This window comes from Streptomyces sp. GESEQ-35, from assembly GCF_017948485.1.
In the GTDB taxonomy this organism is placed as follows: domain Bacteria; phylum Actinomycetota; class Actinomycetes; order Streptomycetales; family Streptomycetaceae; genus Streptomyces.
Window position 1 is genome coordinate 1 of record NZ_JAFFSX010000003.1, and the last position, 21,469, is coordinate 21,469.

14 protein-coding genes are annotated in these 21,469 nt (G+C 64.4%); 6 read left to right on the forward strand and 8 right to left on the reverse strand.

Annotated elements, in window-relative coordinates:
• Positions 1-1,268: transcriptional regulator (locus KCH87_RS06995; RefSeq protein ID WP_247195859.1), on the forward strand; the 1,268-nt coding region annotated here is incomplete at its 5' end.
• A 73-nt stretch (positions 1,269-1,341) separates the two neighbouring features.
• Positions 1,342-2,514: a serine hydrolase domain-containing protein gene (locus tag KCH87_RS07000; protein ID WP_210585027.1), complete on the forward strand. Its 1,173-nt coding sequence runs from the start codon at positions 1,342-1,344 to the stop codon at positions 2,512-2,514.
• An 88-nt stretch (positions 2,515-2,602) separates the two neighbouring features.
• Here KCH87_RS07000 and KCH87_RS07005 read toward each other — a convergent pair whose 3' ends face one another.
• A complete protein-coding gene (locus KCH87_RS07005) occupies positions 2,603-3,739 on the reverse strand; it encodes a competence CoiA family protein (RefSeq protein ID WP_247195860.1) in 1,137 nt (378 codons plus the stop codon).
• A gap of 701 nt (positions 3,740-4,440) precedes the next feature.
• Here KCH87_RS07005 and KCH87_RS07010 point away from each other — a divergent pair.
• Both KCH87_RS07010 and KCH87_RS07015 read left to right on the forward strand, forming a co-directional pair.
• Entirely contained in the window at positions 4,441-5,253 is an 813-nt protein-coding gene (locus KCH87_RS07010) for a hypothetical protein (RefSeq protein ID WP_210585029.1), read from the forward strand.
• A gap of 581 nt (positions 5,254-5,834) precedes the next feature.
• A complete protein-coding gene (locus KCH87_RS07015; RefSeq protein ID WP_210585030.1) occupies positions 5,835-6,791 on the forward strand; it encodes a hypothetical protein in 957 nt (318 codons plus the stop codon).
• A 432-nt stretch (positions 6,792-7,223) separates the two neighbouring features.
• Here the strand turns inward: KCH87_RS07015 and KCH87_RS07020 are convergent, their stop codons facing one another.
• From KCH87_RS07020 to KCH87_RS50380, 7 genes are all read right to left on the reverse strand, one after another.
• A complete protein-coding gene (locus KCH87_RS07020; RefSeq protein ID WP_210585031.1) occupies positions 7,224-9,755 on the reverse strand; it encodes a hypothetical protein in 2,532 nt (843 codons plus the stop codon).
• 462 nt (positions 9,756-10,217) lie between these two features.
• Positions 10,218-12,896, reverse strand: a complete 2,679-nt coding sequence (locus KCH87_RS07025; RefSeq protein WP_210585032.1) for a trypsin-like peptidase domain-containing protein — start codon at positions 12,894-12,896, stop codon at positions 10,218-10,220.
• A gap of 31 nt (positions 12,897-12,927) precedes the next feature.
• The gene (locus KCH87_RS07030; protein WP_210585033.1) at positions 12,928-13,227 is read right to left on the reverse strand and encodes a trypco2 family protein; all 300 of its coding nucleotides are present in this window, start codon (positions 13,225-13,227) and stop codon (positions 12,928-12,930) included.
• Between the two features lie 563 nt (positions 13,228-13,790).
• Positions 13,791-14,501 (reverse strand): PaeR7I family type II restriction endonuclease, encoded by a 711-nt coding sequence (locus KCH87_RS07035; RefSeq protein WP_210585034.1) that lies wholly within the window; start codon positions 14,499-14,501, stop codon positions 13,791-13,793.
• 162 nt (positions 14,502-14,663) lie between these two features.
• Positions 14,664-15,371 (reverse strand): PaeR7I family type II restriction endonuclease, encoded by a 708-nt coding sequence (locus KCH87_RS07040; protein WP_210585035.1) that lies wholly within the window; start codon positions 15,369-15,371, stop codon positions 14,664-14,666.
• Between the two features lie 18 nt (positions 15,372-15,389).
• Complete coding sequence (locus KCH87_RS07045; RefSeq protein ID WP_210585036.1) at positions 15,390-17,183, reverse strand: Eco57I restriction-modification methylase domain-containing protein; 1,794 nt, start codon at positions 17,181-17,183, stop codon at positions 15,390-15,392.
• A 321-nt stretch (positions 17,184-17,504) separates the two neighbouring features.
• Complete coding sequence (locus KCH87_RS50380) at positions 17,505-17,798, reverse strand: hypothetical protein (protein WP_308298773.1); 294 nt, start codon at positions 17,796-17,798, stop codon at positions 17,505-17,507.
• 603 nt (positions 17,799-18,401) lie between these two features.
• Here KCH87_RS50380 and KCH87_RS07055 point away from each other — a divergent pair.
• Together KCH87_RS07055 and KCH87_RS07060 are read left to right on the forward strand one after the other, a co-directional pair.
• Positions 18,402-18,557, forward strand: coding sequence for a hypothetical protein (locus tag KCH87_RS07055; protein ID WP_210585037.1), 156 nt, complete (start codon positions 18,402-18,404; stop codon positions 18,555-18,557).
• 472 nt (positions 18,558-19,029) lie between these two features.
• Positions 19,030-21,348 (forward strand): hypothetical protein, encoded by a 2,319-nt coding sequence (locus tag KCH87_RS07060; protein WP_210585038.1) that lies wholly within the window; start codon positions 19,030-19,032, stop codon positions 21,346-21,348.
• Positions 21,349-21,469: the final 121 nt, after the last annotated feature.

Below are 21,469 nucleotides of genomic sequence, written 5' to 3' on the forward strand. Positions count from 1 at the left end.
CCCGCCTCATGCAAGCGCACGGGAGATCACTCGGAATCCCGCTGGCGACCAACCGCACAACCGTGTGGAAGTGGGAGCAGGGCCAGGAGCCGGACGCGGATACCCAGCGTGTGCTGGCCAACTTGCTGCGGGTGCCGTTCGAGCAGGTCCGGGAGGAAGGATGGCCCCGATGGCTACCGGTCTGGGAGATTGCAGGGCTCGCCACGCCGTGGACCGAGGCCGGTACCGTTGAAGCCTTGTCCGAACTCGTGGGGAGTGGCCGCATGGACCGCCGGGGCTTTCTCACCATAACCGGCGCCGCCTTGACGGGCCTCGCAGCGAGCTGGGCGGACGCGCCTTCCGCCTTCGCCTCAGCGCTCAACGGCGACCAGGTCACGGACACGATGGTCTCGACGATCGAGCAGCGCATCAGCACGCTCCGCACGCTCGACGACCAACTCGGAGGCGCCCGGCTCCTGGAGCAGGCACGCGGTGACCTCGCCTTGGTGACTGGTCTCCTCGGCGCCGGCCGGTACACGGACAGGATTCGAGTCCGCCTCTACTCGCTAGCGGCCCGGGTATCGCACCTGACCGGCTGGATGGCCTACGACGCCGGCCTGCGGTCCGCCGGCCAGCACTACTACGTCGGGGCCCTGCGCAGCGCTCGAACTTCTGGAGACGACGCCTTCGGCGCCTTCATCCTCGCGGAGTTGGGAGTCCAGGTCTCCGAGGCTGGACGGACCGCCGAGCGGGTCGACCTCATCTCGACCGCCATAGACAACGCGCCTCAAACTCTGTCGCCGTACACCCATTCCTTCCTCTACCTGCACAAGGCCGAGGCACTGTCACGTGACGGCGACCATCGGAACGCCGGAACGGCGCTCAACCGAGCCGTGTCGCTCTGGGAGCACGGCGCGGCGGAGGAGAACCCGGACTGGCTCAACTGGTTCGGCGAGGCGCAGTTGAAGTCGACCGAGGGCAAGGTCCTGTTGCGTTCCGGGCAGGTGGAGCGCGCGACGAGTTCCCTGGAGACCTCCGTGGAGAGCGCGGCTCCTCGGGACAAAGCCGTACGCTCCAGTCGCCTGGCAGAGGCACGGCTCGCCGGCGGAGACCTGGAGGGGGCTCTGGACGCCGCGAACTACGGCGTTGGGCTCTTGGAGAGCAGTGTCAGCTCCGTACGGGCTCTGGACCGCTTGAAGGAGTTCAACGCTCGACTCGAACCGCGCAAGTCCGTCTCCGCCGTCCGCGAGTTCCGCGAGCGTCTTCAGGCCCTTCCCGTCGCGGCCTGACAGGCCCCCTCTCGTACGTCGAAGGCCAGCCCGCCTCGCCGGAGTAGACGATCCAAATGCCAGGATGGATGGCATGACGACGATCGACGGCGAGGTCGCGGCTGGGTTCGAACCGGTGCGTGAGGCGTTCGAGGCGAACTTCTCCCAGCATGGGGACATCGGCGCGGCGGTGTGCCTGTACCAGCACAGCCGACCGGTGGTGGACCTGTGGGGCGGCGTCGCCGACCCCGAAACCCATCGACCGTGGACGCGGGACACGCTGCAGCTCGTCTACTCGGCTACCAAAGGGGCCACCGCGACCGCGGCTCACATGCTGGCCCAGCGCGGCTCGTTGGACCTGGACGCGCCGGTGGCGAAGTACTGGCCGGAGTTCGCCGCGAACGGCAAGGCGGACATCCCGGTGCGCTGGCTTCTGTCCCACCAGGCTGGCTTGATCGCGCTGGACCAACCGGTCCCGCTGAACGAGGCGTTGGCCTGGCATCCAATGGCGGCCGCACTGGCCGCTCAGCGTCCCCTGTGGACGCCGGGCACAGCGCACGGGTACCACGGTCGCACTTGGGGCTGGCTTGTCGGCGAGGTGATCCGCCGGGTGTCCGGCCGGACGCCGGGCCGCTTCTTCGCCGACGAGATCGCCGCTCCCCTCGGGCTGGACTTCTTCATCGGATTGCCGGCGGAGGAACGCGCCCGGGTCAGCCGCATGGTGTACCAACGACCGGACGTCGACCTCACCACCGTGCCCGCCGAGTCGGTTCCCGAAGAACTCCGCGAACTGGTCGCCGCCTGGCGCAACCCCAAGTCATTCAGCAACAGGGCGTACGCCGTCACCGACCCCACCGAGATCGACTTCGACTCGCCCGAGGTGCAGGCCGTGGAACTCCCAGCCTCCAACGGCATCAGCACCGCACACGGACTGGCGCGCATGTACGCCGCGCTCATCGGCGAGGTGGACGGCATACGCCTGCTCACCCCGGAGACCCTGCAGGCAGCGACCAAGGAACAGGCCAGCGGGAAGGACCGGGTGATGCTGATCCCGAGCCGATTCAGCACCGGATACATGCTGCCCACCGAAGCCAACCCCATGACCAGCCCGAGCGCCTACGGCCACACAGGGCGAGGCGGCTCACTCGGCTTCGCCGACCTGGAGCACGGCATTGCCTTCGGTTACGTGATGAACAACATCATCGGAGGGGCCGACGATGTGCGTGCAGCTTCGCTGGTTGCCGCAGTGCGAAGGTCACTGGTGTAAATGGCACCGTCACCACTCCGAGTGAGCAGTGTGACGATCGGTCGTCTCAATCCCACAGGGCGACCCAATAGGGCAGCCACAACCAAGTTCAGTCCATGGTCAGCTGCTCGTGATCGGGCAGGTCGAGGTGTGTGATGCGGCCGGCTGGCGTCTCACCGAACTCCCGTATCTCCTGGGCGTTACGGACGAAGGCTCGGTGATACGACAGCTGGGGCGAGAGCGACACGAGGGCGGGGCACGGACGCACGATGCCGTATAGCGCGTGATATCGCCCCTGGGAGTACACCGGCACACCGTAGGCGAAGTGCGCCGCCAAGCTCGGGTTCTCTGGTATCTCCACTCGCAGTTGTTCCTCCCGCCAGGCCAGTGCGGCAACGGCAGCAAACAGTTCCTCGACCTGCTGTCGTGAGAGCCGACCCCACCATGCCTTCGCTGCCTCCAACGCTTGCCGGTCCCTCTCCTCCTGCTCAGCCTGTTCACGAGCGCGGCGGGTCTCCTCTTCGGTCTGCCGTTGGCGCATCTCCTCCATGCGGATGCGGTTGCGCTTCTCCTGCTCTTCTCGGCGGAGGGCAGCCTCCTCAGCACGGCGGAGCCGATCCGCCTCCTCTTGCTCTTTTCGCCGTCGCTCTGCCTCCGCCTCCTGCTGCTTCTCGCGCGCCTGTTTCGCCTTCTCCTGGCGCTGGCGCATCTCCTCGTGTTCGTTCTGGGAGCGCACCGACTGCCGGGAGGTCCACCACAAGTCCCGCAGGGACACCCAGTACCGGTCCTCGACCACGCGGGTCACCCGTCGATACCGCGGCAGGCTACGGCAGGGCAAGAGCTGCCCATGTAGTGCCCACCGGACGAACCTCTGCAGCTCCGCCTCTCGGAACGTCCAGCCGCCAGCGGTGTAGTTGAACCCTGCGACTCCGTCATCCACCATCCAGGGCCCGTCGGCCTCCGGGGCACGCACGCGTACTCCCGGCACAGCGCCCATCCACTGCGGCGGCTTCTTGTGCGGGCTGACCCAGCACACCGCGATCTTCTCGGCCCGGTAGCGGGCAGTTCGAGCTCGGATGTCCTCCACGGTGATCGGCGAGAGCTGCGCCTCCCACGCCATGCGCTCCGTGCCATCTGGCGAGGACGCCATGACATCCGCCCGCCATGAGCCGTCCTCCGCCGGGACTTCCAGTTCGGCGTACCATCCGGCGGCGCGGATCGCGCCCGCCAGCTCCAGCTTGAGCATGTGGTGTCCCCACGACTCATTCGACAGCTCGCATGACGGCGGCCGCCCAGGGTCGTGGCAGAAAAACCGCACACCGTATCGAGAGATCTTGGCGTGGACGCCCCAGGAGCACTCTGGGCAGGTGAGCAGCACGCGGGGACCCGACTTGTGGATCTGGGCCCAGTCCATCGCGCACCCAAGATCGGGCTGGGTGGCATCAAGTCGTCCGGCGGTGGGGTGCAGTGCGGTGAAGGGCATGAATCGCTTCTCCTGGCGATCCGGCGCATATCGCGGCCTATCTGATACCACAGCAGATACCAGGCGGCACTGACAGCCCCTTTTTCGTCCGCTCTCTGCGGGCATGGCGGGTCCGAGGGAATGGCTCCTGCCCTCAGAGCGTGACGCTACGTCTGGGGTCACGGCGTCGGAGCGGCCGGGCCACAGCACATGAGTTGCCGTGATCGGCCCAGTGCTCCTTTCGCCCGGAGGACTCAGCCGGAACGGATTCCGGACTTGCGAACTCATCCGGAGTCTGGACGCGAGCTCGTAGTGGGCGTTGACGTCGTGGGAGCCAAGGACCTTCAGCAGTCCCCGCGTCCTCCCATGACTGCCCAAGGAGCAGCACCAAAAAAGTCGCGGCGAAGGTGTGGGATCTCGAGTCTCCGCATCCATATGAGTCGCCAAGACTTAAAACCACCGTACGAGGATTGGTGTTGCTCAAAATGATCACCAGCGGCGACGAGGCTGAGCTGAAAGTGGAGATGCCACTCGAGTACACAGAGGATCCGCCTCCGCCTCCCCTAGCCCTCGAGCAGGACAGGCAGATCTACGACGAGCTGCTACGGGCGGAATTTCGCGGACCCCGGTATGACGCCTTCGCTCAGGAGCTGTGGACGTATGGCATCCGCACCTTGACCGCGTGGATGCGTACGGGCGCGATTACTCACCACTGCCACCGGTACAGCGTCGCCTTCGACGCTTCCGAGATCGAACTGTCCATCCTCGCCCGGACCTCAGAAGTGCGAGAAGCCCTGGCGGTGGACAGCGTCACGGCGGCCGCGCCCCGCTTCCTGGAGCGCTCTTTGCGCGGCGGTGAATGGGACCCAGACAAAGGCGCCAGCATGTTCACCTTCTTCGTGGGCGGATGCGTCATGGCCTTCGGTGATGCGTTCAAGACCTGGTCCAGGAAGCGGCGCCGGGAAGTGGCGGTGATGGCCTCCGGCCTCCTCAACTCCGCGGAGGCCAGCGCTATCTTCCCCGGTCAGCTCAGCCTGTTTGACGACCCCGCTGAAACGGTCGCCTCGCGTGACACGCTGCAGCGGATACTCGACGAAGCCACTCCGGAGGCTGCTGCCATCTGCACGTTGATGCTGCGCCGACCGGAGCTGAACCAGCGCGAAATTGGCGCTCTCCTGGGCGGTATGAGCGCCCGCGCGGTCGAGGGACAGCTGCACCGACTCCGCAGGACCGCTCGCGGGCTCGCGGCCAGCGGGAAGATCAGCTGGCCACGACTCTGCCCGGCAGGCCAGCGATGACCGTACAGATCGCCCCCGAAGCCATGATGCTCCTCGTCATCGGCTGCGTCGTCGGGCTCGCCGTCTACAAACACACCGCGCGGACCCACACTGGTGCCCCAACCCGAGGAGACCTCGTGGGCTCGATCGGGGCGGCAGTGGGTGTCATGACCGTCCTGGCACTCCTGCTCGGCCTAGGAGACGCCGGCGAGTCGGCAAAGCCTCCAGGCCCGGTACCAAAGCCGACGGCCATGACGAGCGCGGAAACCCGAGCTCCCTGAAGTGCACGGCCTCCGCTGTCTGTCCGGCGGGCATAGTGGTGATGCAGGTAGGCCCTTGCCGAGGGCTTCTGGATGACGACGGTGAGCACGGTTGGACAGCGGTGCACCTTGATCGCCTTCGGTCGTCTTCAATGCCTCGGCATCACCGCAGCAATACGGTCAAGCTTCACTCTGTCGAGGTAAGGCCGGAGGGCGGTCACCGGAAGCAAGGTGAATGATTGAGCGCCGCCTTGTTGTCGGAGTTGTTGCCCGCCACGTGCCACATCTTCGGCACGCAGAGGTGAGGACCTCATCTGTTGTCCGCTCTATCAAGGTTCCCAGATGACGCAGAGCACAGCCGCCCGAGCCGGGCGCTTCCACCAAGGCCGTTTATCCGAAGGACGTCCCCAGACGCTGGATGCGTGGCGTGTCACCACCGACGACGCTGAGGTGGCTGCCCGCATCGCCGGCCTCCTGGGAGGCCAACCTCGGCCAAACGAAGGACGAGGGGGCCTCGCCCACGAAGTCCTGACGAACCGTGAGAGCGTACGCGTAATCATGGATGGGCCTGGCGCGGTAACGGCTCGCATGGTCCTCTGGAGCAGCAAGGGGGTCATCCACCACTGCGACGGCTCGGTGTTCCTGTCACCGCAAGAGAAAGAGGGTCACTCCTGCGGCTGCCCTCCGCGGCTTGAGGAGAAGAGGCTGGCGGCCAGATACGGCCGCGGCCCGACGCCCTCCATCGACCTCGCCTTCCGAATCGCAGCGGCACCCATGCTCGGCGAGTTCCACTTCATGACAAGCTCATGGATGCTGGCCGAGCAGCTCTCCGATCTGATGGAGGCGCTGGAACGTGTCGGCGGGTCTGCGGTCTGCGACCTCACGATGGAACTGGTTTCCTTAACGACCAAGGCAGGCCAGAACGTCTGCTACCGGAAGCCGGTAGTCACGGTGCTCGGCAGTCCCGACACCGTTACGCCGGAACCCCCGCCAACAGCCGCACCCACGCCTTCGTCGGCACCCTCGCCCGCCCGGCGCACGGCCAGGCGAGCCCCTGAGCCGACCACTCCATCTCCACCTGAGCCGACCTGCTCCGTGAATGTGGATGCAGCCATGCTCCGCCGTGCCGCCAAGGTTCTGGGCACCAGTGACCACCAGGAAACCGTGATTGCTGCCCTTTCCAAGGTCGTGGCTGGCCGACAGCAAACCAGAGAGTTTGCCCGGCTGCGCGAGCGTGTCGGGCACATCGCTGACATCGCGGGACAAGCGCTCCGAGATGCGGATTCATCGCTCACCTAAGCGATTCCGACCGTGTCACGGTGATCAACGGCAGCCGGGACAGACTGGTCTCACTTTTGGTCTCATTCACCCCCGTCCGGCGACGTCCAGAACCCGCGTCAGCGCCCACTCCACCGCAGGTCAGAACGCCCCCGTCCCACCCCGAACCCCCAGACGAACATTTGGAAAGCGTACTGGGGGCAACCCCTCACGAGTTCGAATCTCGTATCCTCCGCAGCCTCCCATCTGGGCAAACGAAGGCTCCGACCAAAATTCGGTCGAAGCCTTCGTCGTGCCATGGACCCAGTTGCACTGGCTGGACTTGGGCGGACCACGGCTACGTGCACGAGCCCCAGCGGCCGGTGGGGCCGCTAGCCGAGCACCACTTCAAGCCGACCTGTTGGCCGCCGATACCCGCACCACGAGAGCTTGATCTCCAAGATCGGGCAAGCCCTACACCTGCAGGATGAGGGCCTCCACTTGGCTCAGCACCGTCGCACTGTCCTGAGCCGCCTTACGGGCGGACGCCAGGCGTTCCATCCACTGGATCCTCTGGTCGGCAGGCAGCGGATCCTCACCCATCTGAGAGCGCAGGCGGCTCGCTTCGCCGAAGTCCTCTAGGAGGGTGTTGGTCGCCTCGACGGCACGCTGGTAGATGCCTTCGGCCAGCTCGATCCGGGCCGGCAGTTCTCGTCGGAGTTCGGCAAGTCGGTCGCGCGGGTCGTATGGCGGTACCTGCCCGTGGAGGGTCGTGGCGCCGTCCACCTGGTTAGTGCTCTCGGAGTCGGTCCCCCCGTCGCCGACGTCACTGCCAGAGGCACCGGTCCGTGAGGCACGGCCCAGTTCTGCCGGGAAGAGGTGATCGAACCACTCCTTGTCGGCGACAAAGGAGGTGGCATCGCCATTGAGGTCAGGAGCGAGCACCATCCCCGGCACGATCGGGGTCTGGTCTTCCTCGCTCCAGAGGCTCTCGCCATAACAGACCAGCCGTCCGCCGCCGGGTGCCTCCGGCGCCTGGGTCGCGTCCGGGTGCTCCAGGACGGACCGGGCGAACGCGAGCAGAAGCTCCCTGCTGACTCCCAGCGCATTCTCGGTGTAAGCCAGCGTCAAGGCCGCCAGGGCATTCGTCGGCGTACGGCGAACGCCCTTGCGACCCGCTCCCGCTTCACTGCCCTGACCGGGAGTGATCAGAGGTTCGGGAGCGTGGATCAGCGCGGGTGTCATCCGTCGCACCAACGCGGCCCACGCAGTGGCGTCTCCAGCCTCGGCCCCGAGAAGCAGTTCCTTGAGCGGCCGCGGGTCCTGCCCGGAGCCGTCCTTGACTTCGGGCACGCCGAACAGGCCGAGCGCGGAGAGAATGTTGGCGCGGTGCAGGAACATCTGCGCGATGGCAGCGGACCAGAGCCTGGTACGGGCCTCGGCGGTCTTGGCCCGGATCTGGCTCCACGGAGCTTCCTGCAGGGCGGCCTTCACGATGGGCCAGTAGGGTCCGGTGTCCCGAACCTGGCGCTTGCCCGTCTCCGGACCGGCGGGGGGTACGTCCGGGAAAACGAGGGTGGTGATGGCCCGGATGGCGATGTCCCGCAGGGTGACCGGCGAGACCTTCTCGTCGGCGGGCAGAAGGGGAGCCAGCGGGTCGAGGGAACCGTTCGCGGTGAGGGCGTCGCGCACGCCGCCCAGGTCCAACAGATCAGCCCCCTGAGTAGTGGGGAAGGCGTCGGCAAGGATCGGACCCAGCTTGCCCTCCTTGGCGTAGGTGTCCACGAGCGTGGCAAACAAAGCGATCAGGCGCGCGTCCTCGTCGTACGGCTGGATTCCGCGCAGGTGGTCGTTGACGTTCAACGCCCGCAGCACGTGCTCCAGCGCGGCAGGCTTGCTGCAGCCGATGACAATCTCTGCCGGCACGGTGGCGATCTTCATTGCCCGCAGCGCCTTGTGGTCCGGCTCCGTCACCTCTGCGGCGCTGTCCTCGTTGAAGCCGTGCGAGACGCGGTTGAGGATCTCCCGCTGGCTGAGCAGCAGCACGGTGGGGTCGTTCGGCCCCTTGGAAAGCGGCACAGCGGCCTGAGGCATCCCGGTTACCAGGTGCTCGGAGCGCAGACCGAAGACATCTAGTCGGGCTAGGGCGCGGTTATTGGCAGTCACTGCGGCCATCCGCCACAGCCGGGAGGTACTGCCATCGGCGTTGGCGACTTGCCACTGCTGGAGAACACTCATGCCACGCGTCAGCTGACCGGCAGTAACGAGGGACTCGGCGAGGTCGTAGCCGCGGGTTTTGCCGGAGCGTCGCAGGTTCTCCACGGCGTAGCGGTGAACGTGGACGGCCACCTCGTACGGCTGCTCGGCCAGGACGAGGGCGGTTTTGGGCTCGCCGCCTTCCTCTGCCGCGTGCACCACCGGGCGTGGCCGGCGCTGGCCAAGTGCGGCAAGCAAGGCGGCTTTCGTGCGCTCAGCCTCCCGCACCCGCTTGGTGGCCTGCACGTACTTCTCCTGCGCCGCGGCGAGGGCCGCAGCGGCGTGCGGATCATCGCCGGGTGCGCGTCGCCGGGCATCACACTCCTTCTCGGCGAGCTTCTTGGCCTTCTCCGCGTTCTCCAAGTCGGCTTCAGCAGTTACGAGTTCAACGACGCGCTGGGTGGCTTCCGGGCTCGGCGGAGCCCAGGAACTGACGGTGCGGTCATTGAGGTCCCAGGGGACCACGGCAGCGCCGTGGACGTCGCAGATGAGCAAGAGCACCTTGTCGTCACCCGAGTTGACCTCGCGCCAAGCGGAGGGGGTGAGGACCTTCTTGCCACGCGAGGTGACGACGATCTTCTTGATCTCGGTGTCGCCGAGGGCGGTGGCGATACCCTCGGTGATCGCGGAGCGCGGGGGCGGGATCACACCCGCTTGCTCACAGGTGTTCTCGACGGCGTCCGCGAGTCGCTCGCCCCAGCTATCGGTGCCGATGTAGGGATAGATGCCGTCAGGCCGCTTGGTTGCCAACGGAGTTGTCCTTCTCCCAGCCGGAGCTGGGTGACAGCACGCACCCGTCCGCCGGGCGCGTGACACGCGCCCGAGGCGGAGCCTCGGGGCAGCGGGACGCAAGCCGACAACCCTGGTTGTTCGGCATGTTCCGCTTCGTACGGTCCAGCTGCCGACGCCCGCAGAAGGATCAACCCGAACGGCACCATGGGCCTGGGAATCTCTCGCCTGGTTTCCTACTCCGCCGACGGCGGCATGAGGCGGACGCCGAGGATGGACCACCGACGTGTGTGGTGAACTCTGCCATCGGAATGCCCACCTGGGCCCATTCCCTCCGAAAGCAGTCACTCGATCGAGTGGGCTGCCTGGCGATCTCCTTGCTAAGGATGGCCGTTGAGATAAAGCGGTAGGGATGCCGAAGCCGTTGTGCGGTGCGAACGCCCACGGACTTAGGCACGAACGCGCCTGGAAACCAACTCCCGCTTACGCTCCACACTCGCCTCGTTCCGGCCCCGGTGGACACCGCCATGGTCGGCTGATCTCCCCCTCCGCCGTCAACCCGTACCGCCACAGTCGCATCCATGGGCCGACGAGGCCCTCTGTCCAGGTGCGACGGATTGCCAGTCTCATCAGGATTTGCGCATGCCCGGCGTCGGCCGCGCGTTGCGCCAGTCGTTCTGCCGACCGAGGGTCGTACTGGTCGCGGTATTCGACCAAGGACTTGAGGAACGCAATGTGTCCATGCGAGGCCGCTTCGAGCGCGTACTGGCTAGCCGACTCGCGGTCACCGGCCAGTTCCCTCAGCCGCCCAAGGTCACTCAGAGCACGTACGTGACCGGCCCGGACAGCCTGCTGGAGGGCTCCTTCAGCACCACTGCGGTCGCCCGCCAGCTCTCTGATCAAGGCCAAGTTGAACAGGAGCCGAGTATTCCCTTCCACCACCGCCTCCAGCAACAGGCCCTCGGTGGCCTCCATATTCGGGGCGGCTTCTCGCAACGGGGCCATCTCCCGCCACATCCGGGAGTCCGCCATCTCGGCTCGCCCCCAGGGTGCTATGGCATCAGTGCCGTTCTGTCGTTTCAGCCTTTTCGCCTCGTCGTTCGCAGCCAACCGTTCGCGTACAACGCTCTGCCGCAGGCTCCAGTGAATATCGGACTCGGCAGCTGCTGCGGCTCCTGTACCCCCCGCGTCGACCCGACTCGGGTCATTCGCCCTGTCGCCAGTGTGCGTGCGCAGCAGGGCGACGCCCTCAAGCGCTTGTACGTCCTGCTGCACGGCCGCCTTTTCGTACAGGCTGGCCGCGTCCCGAAGCCTCCAGCGCTGCCGGGCGGCGTACGCGAGCAGGGAAACGTCCTGCGGGGTCTCCGCATGGGCCGCCGCCTCCCAGAAGGCGGCTGGCGGGCTGATGTGCCACCGCTCTGTACCGCCATGTTGTTCCAGGTAGTCGGCGAGCCGGTACCCCGGTCTGCTGTCGACGCCGGCCGAAGCGGGGCGGCGGCGAATCGGACTGAGCGGGCCTCGTGTGCCGCGACACGGTTCGGAAAGATACCGGAGCGCTTGGTCGAACCAGTCGTCCTCCAACAGGTCCCATTCGTCGTCGCTGAGGTAGCCAGACGCTGCATGCTGCAGGAATGCCCGCGGCAACCGCGCACCGTGGCCGAGTCGCCGTGCGTCCATCGCTGCCCAGAGGAGGGCACGAGCGGGAATCGAGGCATGGCGATAGCGACGGATCAACTCCGGTGCTCCGGCAAGGAATTGAGTCACACGTCCATCGCCTGCTTCAGTAGCCTGCGTGAGACGGGGATCGGCATCGAGCAGCTGCTTGTGGCCGAGCAGCTCGTACTCGCTGAAGTTCTCCGGTACGTGAACCACAGTGGCAAGCCGGAGCAGCGAACGGGCAGCCGCATGGGGTTCGGAAGCGTGTCCGTCCTTCTCTGGCTCGGCAGTGAGCTCCTCCCAGTACCTGGGCCAGAGGGACCCCAGGATGAGCAACGGCCCCGTTCGGCCGTCAGTCAGCAGCTCCTGCAGGGCGGCGGCGACATGCTCGCCGTGGGGACTCGGAGTCATGTACAGCTGGGTCTCGTTCAGCCACAGCACAGTACGCGGAGCGATGCGCCCCGAGTTCAGTGCCTCCAGCACCGAGGCGGGCCGGTCCGGGGTAAGAGGGTGCCATAGACGCCAGCCGTCCGGCAGACAGGCGCGCACCGCCTCCCACGCCGCGCGCGTCTTGCCTGTGGACGATCCGCCGACGAGCATCACCAGCCGACTGCCGTTTTCGGCATCGGCTACGGCTGAACGTAACTTGTGGTCCACGCTGGGCCGTTGGAGGTAGGGCGGCAGAATGTCGAGCTGCTGATCGGGCTCGTGTACTTCGATCGCCGGATGAACCTCCAGCGCCAGCGCGTGCTCAGCCGGTAAGAAGCTCACCCAACGCCCAAGCGATGGGCTGTCCTTGGCCTCGTTGACATCGTCGGGCTCGCGCAACGCCGTGGAGAGGCGGCTCGGCAGCAACGAAACGCCGATGGCGTCCTCCAGGCGCCGGGCGGCATCGGCCGGCAGGTTGCCGTGCCAGCCATCAACTCGAAGAACCGCCAGGTGCTCAGGCCCATCGGCCAGATGATGACGGCCCACGAGGCCGATGAGGGTGCCACCGCTGAAGACGGCGGCGCCGGACATCCCTTCCCACGGAGATCGGTCGGCGACCCGCCTAGGCCCCGTCGCCGTAGGGCTCGCCGCGACTCTGAAGTCCAAGGTTCCCTCGCGGCGGTTGGACCACACGGCGCAAGTCCCATGGGCGTGGCACGAATCCCGATACCGCGAGCCGTCGGCAGCGGTGCGCATTTTGAAGGCAGGGAACCCGACGGCAGTGCACTGCAGCACGACATCCCGATCGGGAACGCGTCCAAACTCGGTGCAGGCGACGCTCTGTCGATCGCCCTCGACCGCCAACACGGCGACATCGATGCCCGTGTCCTGCCAGAGAACACCGGCACGGTGAACCCTCTCGGTCGGCAGATCGGCGTCGAACCTCACCTCGACCGTACGTGCACCCCTCACCACATGAGCGGCGGTGAGCACCCGTCCGATGGCGACCAGATAGCCCGACCCCCGCCCCCCTTTGTCGTTGTTGCCGGAGACGATGACCTCCGCGGCTCGACGCACGTCTAAGCCAGCGGGCACCCCTGTAGACACTTCAGCGCTCGTCGGCCACATCGTCGCCGGAAATCAACACGGCCGCACCGGAATTCGCAATACGCGGCTGCAGGGTGAAGGTGATCCGCTGCGTCTCGGCTTGCGCCATCTTGGCTGCGCCTCCTCCCTCGACCACGAGGAAGCGCAGCCGCGCATTGCCGCTCGCTTCCTTGCTCACGGTCACAGACGCCTCCACCTCTACGGGCCCCAGCTCGAACCGCACCTGCTCCCCGTCCCCCGCGGACAGTGCCGTCGTGAACTCACGGCGCAGCTCGCGAATCATCTCCGACAGTTCGATCACGGTTCCCCCAGGTCGATGACGACTCCAGCACCCTACTGATACTCCGCCCCGTGTGCACCAGCAATGACACAAGGGCGCCTCCCCCACGCGCCGACGTGTGTTCTTCAACCTCGACTGCGACATCGAGGAGTGGCGACCGGGTCTGTTCACGGAGTGGGCGCAGGTCGGAGGGGCTGAAGACAGTCGCTCCGTGGTTGCAGTTCTGGTTGCATTCACCGGCGTACAGCACCGTTCGGAAGCCCCACCCGCAACAGCTGCACCGCAGGTCAGAACGCTCCCGTACGCCACAGCACCCCCAGGCGACCTTTGGAAAGCGTGTGGGGGCACCAGCTCGAATCTCGCATCCTGCGCCACCCGAGGAGCGCTAGATGTAACGACCTGAAAGCCGGAGGCTACTGCTGGGCCCGGCGGCAGTGTCGTAGGCGCCTGACAGACAGTAGCCCCTGGCCAGAGCCTCACTATCAGGATAACCAGGGACATAATTGAAGGAGCAGAAAGAGCTCAGCAGCATCATGTCGCCCAGCTCTCCTACTCTTGACATCTGAGGGTGAAGCCGCCTTCGGCTATAGCCCCGGCTCCTTGCGCACATGCTTCGTAAGCGACTCAATGAATCCGGCGTAGGCTAGCTTCGAATCGGGTTGACTTATCGAACGCTCGGGGTCTTTGGGAGCCAACACAAAACAGGCGGCATCGTACAGCCCGTCCTCGACAAGCCTGCGGCAGAGCACTTGATAACGGTCAGCATATGAAGGTCGCCCCTCAAATGCCTCATCTACTTTGAAGCTCGGCCTGAAGTCTCGCTTAGCGCTCTGCGTGGAAGCTTCTACATCCTCCAACAGGAAGACATATCCAAGCCATGGTCGGGCATCACCAAGAAGGCCCTTGGAGATGGCGCGCTGAGTATCTATGGCACTACCGATTGCCTCTTCCGTTCGGTTGTTGAAGTTGTTCCCAAAGGATGGCCCGGACTGCGACTTGAACTCGATAGCTGCAACCAGCTGGGTTCCATCCTTAACGATGAGATCCCATTGCTTGGTTGGCCGATAGTAGCCCGGCAGCTCAGCCTTCTTACCCAGAGAAATCGAGCTAGCGGGGTAGTCAAGGACATCCACGAAGTGTTCCACGATCAGCTGCGTCAGGGCATCGAGGTGGGCACCCCCTGTGACGGCGCCTCGGAGCCCTGAGTCCTGCTTCCCCTCGGCGATTTGCCTCGCGGTCTGCTGCTCTCGCGTCTCCCAGTACTTCCGGACTGCGAGTTCGAATCTTCCGTCCATGGACCCACCACCATAGGCGTGCAGCCAGCGGGTAGGCCGCACGAGACTGTCGCAGCTCTCGACACTGCGGGCCTCGATCACCGAAGCCGATGATCAGGCTAGTGGACTGTGCCGTCTCGGCGCTTGGCATGGCTGGAACGCAGCCTCCAGACCCAAGCCGGTTCACGTCCTGTTTGCACAGTACTTTGCGAGATAATTCCCAAGGGAGGCCATAAAGCCGCTAAAGTCAATACCAGTGCCCGGGTCCGGCTGCTTAATCAGGGTGCCAGGATCGGTATTCGAAAGAAGGAAACACGCTCCATCGTAGAGCTTGTTCTCCAACAGTCGCTGACAAAGCAAGCGATATCGCTCCTCATAGGATGGGTTAGTCCCATAGGCGGGATCCGTCGGAAGGGCGGCACTCACTTGTTGGCGGGCCGGCCGCGTCGACTTGGGTGCCTCCTCCAGAATGAAGAAGTACCCAATCCAGGGCTTATGATCATCTCCCCTATCCCTTCCAAGCAGCCCTCTCTTGTGGGCAAGCCTCAAGTCTGTGGCACTCCCAATGGCCTCCTCGTTCCGATTATTCGCGTTATTGCTGATCTTTTCCACAGACTGCGATTTCATCTCAGTGGCAAAAACAAGGCGGTCACCATCCAGCGCGACGATGTCCCAGTTCTTGCGCGGCCGGTACACCCCAGGAAGTGTGGCGGCCTCACCTCTCAAGAAGGTAATGGGCGTGTTCTTGCAAGCCTGCTTCGCGAATTTGATCACGAGGTCTTCGACCGAGGCCATATGCTTCCCGCTTTGAGTGCCACGCGAACGGGCCGCCCACATCGCGTGGACGGCCCGGTTCAAGGCGTCGTTGTCCCAGTTCGGTTGGGTGCTCATCAGTCCCCCATGTCAGCGTCAGTCCGGGATGCGCTCGATCCCGTAGACGCGGAGGGCGGCCTCTGTGGCTGCTTGCACATCACGGCGATCAAACGCGTGTGCCAACGCTAGAGCATCGGTCTGACAGATGGCCTCGGGGCGAGGTACCCGGATGCGCCTCAGGTACTGGGCCTGGAAGCGGAGTGTGCCGCCCCGCATCCTCACGGCGTACGCCTCAACGAAGGTCTGGGCCACGCGAGATAGGAGAAGCCCTCCCAGGACTTTCATGTCCCATGTGTCGGACACGACGTAATAGAGGTTGTGGTGGGGATAGTAGCCACCTTCATCCAGTACAGGATGAATAGTCATCTTCATGTCCGGCAGCAGTAGCTTCGGTCGATCAGTGAGGCTCGCATCGATCTTGTCGATCGTCTTGTACCAACGGTCAGGCTGCTTCTGTGCCACGTACCGGCCTTCAAGAGCTGTCCGATGCTTCTCAAAGTAAGCCTTCAGCCTGGGGTACCTGTCGAGGTCTACCAGCTCACCATCCTCATCCCACGGGTTGACCATGTGAGTGCCATGCCACTTCAGGTGCCCGCTCTTGGCATCCTTCACCATCGCCATGCGGAGAAGCCGATCTCCCTCCACGAGCGTGTCGTCCTCGGTGAGGAAGACAGCGTCAGATCCTGTGGCGACGCCGATCCCCACCTTCGTCAGGGTCTCTTCGAGCACAGGGAACCGGTCGTTCAGGTCCTCAAGCAACCCGAGGCGCGCGGGGCTGCCCGCCGGCCACGAGTCCGCTGCCGAGAACCAATGCGGCAAGCGGGCCGCCTTGAAGCTGCTTGTGCTCGCAGCAGCGCGATCTTCGTCGCCGATCCAGCTCATCAGCTGGCGAGCCTCGTCTACTCCAAAGGACTTCGTGGTATCGACGGCTACTGACCTGCCTTGCGGGCGATTACGCAGAACCGTGATCGCCGGGTAGGCCGACACCTGCTCGTCGAAAGCATCCACGTCGTGCATAGTTGCAACGAAATCCATGCTGAAACGGTCAGCGACCAACTTACGCAGCTCACGACCATATTGATTGCGCATCCAGCGATCCGCACAGATGAATCCGAGTGCCCCACCGGGCGTGAGGGAACGTAGACCCCTCTCAAAGAATCCGACGTAGATATCAGAGCGGCCAACCATAGACGGATGACCCTTCCGGTAAATCTTCATCCGCTGATCTGGAACATCTTCCAGACGGATATACGGTGGGTTGCCGACAACGAAGTCAGCCTCCCTTGCAGCGTTAAGGAGATAGTCTCCATGCTGAATCCACTGGTTGACGTGAGTATCGACCGTCTCGCGATCCCAACCATCCGCCAACAGAACGTCCGCCACTGCCTCACGGCTTGCCTTCACGTTGCGACTCAGCAGGTCGAGGGCGCGGACCCCCTGACCGGGGAGGTCCCTGTCATGCTTTCGACATACGGCACTGAGGCGCTCAACGATGCTAAGAAGAAACGCGCCGGAACCGCAGGCGGGATCGACGATGGTCAATTGATCAAGATCCCGGTCGGTGGTGTACCCGACCAGGTCGAGGATCATGTCGACGACCCATCGGCGAGTGTAGACCTCGCCATTGGCCACGGCCTCTGCGGGGATCGCTTCGGCATGGACAGCGGCGCTAGGCGGGCTGGTGAGAGACACAGACGTGAGGCTATCGTCTCCGGCGGCCACGTCGACCGCGAAGAGGGCGTCATCAAGCGTTCCTGCCGGAAGGTCCGCTCCATCCTTTGAACGCGCGACTTGAGGGATGTGGGCTGAAGCAGAGGCAACATTCGCCATCAATGAAATCCTTTTCTGAGGGTCTGCGATTTGCGATGAGGTAACTGTGACATGCCTCGCGAAGGTGTTTCCAGTCATTCGCGTCTGCCCCCAGCGAACTTGCAGTCTATCTCAACGTTCGCCTCAAAACGCATGAACGGGCCCATTTCTCAGGTTACGAACAGAAATGTAGAACACCTCATCCACCTAGTTACCTCATGCTCCCGCCACCCGTAGGATTCGGATGTGGCTCCCTACACATCGCGGCCCACTCGCACCTGAGAAACGTTGCGCCGAATTTGCTTCTCCTTCTTTCCAGCACAGCCAAACGCCCGCGAAGGGTCAAGTTGAATTGGCGATGTCCGGTTCGTCGATCAGCCCGTAGAGGCCCAGACCGGTGGTCGGCAGACAGCCGGTGATCAGGTACGGGTGGTACTGGATCTTCTTCAGCTTCCGCTTGATCGCTCGGGTCAGGTGTCTGAGCTCCGCGGCGGCGAAGTCGGTCAGGGCCTGTTTCAGCAGGCTCCAGATGCCTTCCTTCAGGTTCATCTCCGGTGCGTACGGCAGCAGGTGGAAGATGACGAACCACTCCTTCTGCTCCGGCGCGAAGTCGAAGTGCTCCTGCTGGAGATGCACGCTGAGGTTGTCCCACACCCAGACCACTGGGGTGCCGAGTTCCAGGCGAACGACTTCGACTCGCCCTTGCGACCGTGGTAGATGTGCAGCTTGAAGAACATCCGCGGGTGGCGCCCGGGCCGGAAGCACACCGCGCCGGCGATGTCTACCCGCCCGCCGCGGCGACCGGCCACCCGCACCACCGGTCGGGCCCCGCGCGGCGCCCATGTGCGCCCCTTCGGCGGGATCAGCGACCGCCCGCTCTCGTCCGCGAAGCAGATATGGGCGCCCAAGTCGTGCGCGGTACTTTTACCCGCGGCCACACCTCGGTCTTCCACACTCAATCGCCTCCTCGTCCCGTTCCAGCGCCCGACGGACCGGCACCTGGTAGCTCTAGCCGTGCCACCGCTACAACCGCCACACGCCCTGGATGGTGTAGCCGACGTTTGGCCACAGTAGATCGATGATCACGGGAACAGGTGTGCCTGTGGATAACTGCACCGCAGCCAGCTGTCGAACTCTCGGACGACAAGGAGCACCTCGTGGGCACTCATGATCTGGAGGACTTCGTTGCGCAGACCGCGACCCGACTGGCTGTCGAGTATTAGCGCATCCGCAAGCGGAATGACGACCGCGGGACGTCTGGCGACGAGGGCGAGGTGCGGTATCCGCAAGAAGAAGATCCAGTACCGCCCGCACCTGATCACCGGCTGTCTGCCGACCACCGGTCTGGGCCTCTTCGGGCTGATCGACGAACTGGTTATCGCCAATTCAACTTGAGTAATAGCATTTTCGGAATATCGGGGTGCACCACGCTCGGGGGCTCCCGAGCCAACGTCCAGGAGTTGGCCAGCAGGCCAGAGCGAGCACCCCAGCGGGCGAACTGCGGGGCGCAGAGAGGCCGGACTGGCCCGCAACAGGCGTGCAGTATAGGAGAGTTGAGCCTCAAGTGAGCTTTCTTGGACTAAATCCTCGAAACTCACCCGCCACCAGGGCTCGGCTCCACTAGGGTCCACGACGCAACCACCTCCGACAGGTGGTCGCTCCACGGACTCGGAAGTCCAACTGCCCTCGCACGCGCATGTGGACGCGCTTGGTCAGCTCTGGTGTACGTCTCCATGGGGGCGGCGCTCGCGTCGTCAATCACCAAGCGCCCACGCCGGCGCGACGACGACGCATCCGTCTCCACCGTGCACTCCTCACAGGCCAAACAGAGCCGCCGATACGGGTGTGTCAGCAGGGAATCGCTGACATGGCACGCAAGAGCACATTCCGCTTCCTCCGCCCCCCGACGGAAGATGTGATCGCCGACGCGGTCGAGGTAGAGGGAGTCTTCCCTCTACTCCCTCCGCGGTTCGAGCCCCTCGATGCCGAGCCGAACCTCGACGACGGTGTCCCTCCGACGAAGCTCGGCAAGGCCGTCATGGAGTGGTACGGCGACGCGCACGCATGCGACCCGTCTGCCACGCCGACCAGCGTTGTACGTGCAATCGAAGCAATCTCGGCTACCCCTGACAACTTCAATGCGGTCCGTAAGGCTCGCTGGCGGCGCAACCATGCTGGGCAGTTCTCTGTCGCACAGCTAGAGGTACTCGTTCCGCTCATCCGACCTGCAACTGTCCAGCCGCGCATGGCAGCTTCCGCTCAACGGATCATGCGAGATAATTACAGTCAGTCGCTCATCCACGAAGTGAGCCCCAATCTCAGGATCCACGCGCAGTCAGCCGAGCACCTGCGCAACATCACAGACGCGCAGAAGAACGTGCGGCACCCACACACCTACGTTGGTCCTGCTGAGAAGGAGTTCGCTGACTCGCTCGCGCTAGAAGGGATCCGCGAGGAGCTGCGGGGCTACGTCTACGACCTTCATGTGTCGGACGACGAGCGCGGCCACCTGGTCGAGACTGACGACGGCTGGACCCGGGTGACAGTCGCGCAATCCTTCATGGGAGCGCTGATGGAGACAGACGCGGACCTCTCCACGCTGCATTGGGAAAACCCTGATGGCACCCTTACCGTCCGCCCTCACACAGCAGAGACAATTCTGAGGGCACACGAGGCGCTCCAGTTCGAAGAGGCGCCCTTCGCCGTGTGGCCTACCACGCATACCCGATCTGGTGTTTCCTCATGGGTCGCAGGAGCTTCACCCGAAGCCCTCGCAACCATTCGAATGATGACGGCGCGTATGGACATTGGGATCGCCGTTCGTCCGTACCGTGAGAACAGCGATCACGATGTCGTGTATGCAGACATGGCGCGCTTCCACGTGAAGGGCCAGAACCCCACGCTCTGGGGCAAAGCAGATGACGAGGCTTTCAAGGCGCGTACGGTCGTCAAGGACCTCGTTCGACGCAACTACATCACCCCGGAGCAGCGGGACATCTTCTTCGGCGACGTTGTCGTACCGTGGGCAGACGACGCCCTACGAGCCCCGTTCCGGAACCGCGTCGTGGCCATCACCAAGGTGATGGTGTCCACCGTAGTCGCCGACCCTGCGACTCCCGGCCGCTACCCAGAGGTCCGTCGCACACTTAAGCGTCTGCGTGTATCCAACTCTCCTCTGCAGGCGGCCACCACGACCGCATCGCTCGCGGGACTCGTCGCTGGACTCGACGGTGACGGGGAAATGGGGCAGTTCACAGCTGCGATCTCGCGGACATTCCGCAAGCCTGAACTACGCGAAATCAGTGACACCACGAAGCACCGTGGTAGCTGGACCGACGTAATTGACCTTGACGCCAAGGAAATTGCCGCGGGGGCTCGCAAGGAGCTTCTCGATGCCATCGGTGCCGGCAACACTCGTGTCCCAGGCAAACACCAACGCGCCTTGGCCATCTTGGCGTTGGTTGCACACGCAGCCAACCCTGCATTGCGCGACTACCGCCAACCCATCGCGGGGGACGAGAGCGGTAGGACCCGGCGGTATCCGTCTTCAATGACGCTGACCGGTCGCGGGGGACGTGGCGGTGTCAGGCCAATCGACGCAGACACGATCTGCTTCAACGCTGCTCGTTCGCCTCATGGGATCAATCAACTCGAATCGATCATCAACGCAGCGACTCTCAGCTCTCCAACGGTCCCTCTCGACCCGGAGACCGGTGAGGAGTTGCTGGAGGAGTGGCTGCGTATCCGCTGGCAAGTGGCACCGGATGCGACTGGAAAGCCAGCCGAGCGGACCGCAACCGCCAGCGGTATGACCTCGACCAACGGGTTCCAGCAGCCCGAACTCGATCTGGACGATGAGGCCAGCGAAGTCGGCACTTCGAGAACACCAGACTTCGATCCGCTATCGGATTCCCACGAGTGGAATGCGGAAGTGATCACGCTCATCGACGAAATTTCCCAACTGGCAGACAGGATTGCGACTCTTTCGCAGGTCCGCGCCAATGCCCAACTGGCAGATGTCGACGAAGAAGACTTCGATCCCGATGATGAGAGTCTTCCCTTCATGATCGATAAGATTGGGATCGATCCGGAGGTGGAGAACGGGTCGGACGAGTCTCTCGACAAGCTCCGCAACTTCCTCAAGCGCGGTGTCTTGGGCTACCTGAAGCAACGGGCACGGCTGTGACGATCCAGGTGCCCCGCGGCAGCGCGTTGGGAACAGTCGGGGTTGACTGCGAGGGGCGGCCGGTAGTCCATCGCCCGAACGACGTCACCGATCAATGGTGGCGCTCGGTCACCGCCTTGCT

Bases quoted from the DNA above. Each gene is read 5' to 3' on its own strand.
- KCH87_RS07015 (WP_210585030.1), top strand. From the start codon at position 5,835: ATGACGCAGAGCACAGCCGCCCGAGCCGGGCGCTTCCACCAAGGCCGT.
- KCH87_RS07000 (WP_210585027.1), top strand. From the start codon at position 1,342: ATGACGACGATCGACGGCGAGGTCGCGGCTGGGTTCGAACCGGTGCGT.
- KCH87_RS07035 (WP_210585034.1), bottom strand. From the start codon at position 14,501: ATGGACGGAAGATTCGAACTCGCAGTCCGGAAGTACTGGGAGACGCGA.
- KCH87_RS07040 (WP_210585035.1), bottom strand. From the start codon at position 15,371: ATGAGCACCCAACCGAACTGGGACAACGACGCCTTGAACCGGGCCGTC.
- KCH87_RS07045 (WP_210585036.1), bottom strand. From the start codon at position 17,183: ATGGCGAATGTTGCCTCTGCTTCAGCCCACATCCCTCAAGTCGCGCGT.
- KCH87_RS07005 (WP_247195860.1), bottom strand. From the start codon at position 3,739: ATGCTCAAGCTGGAGCTGGCGGGCGCGATCCGCGCCGCCGGATGGTAC.
- KCH87_RS07055 (WP_210585037.1), top strand. From the start codon at position 18,402: ATGACGACCGCGGGACGTCTGGCGACGAGGGCGAGGTGCGGTATCCGC.
- KCH87_RS07010 (WP_210585029.1), top strand. From the start codon at position 4,441: ATGATCACCAGCGGCGACGAGGCTGAGCTGAAAGTGGAGATGCCACTC.
- KCH87_RS07060 (WP_210585038.1), top strand. From the start codon at position 19,030: ATGGCACGCAAGAGCACATTCCGCTTCCTCCGCCCCCCGACGGAAGAT.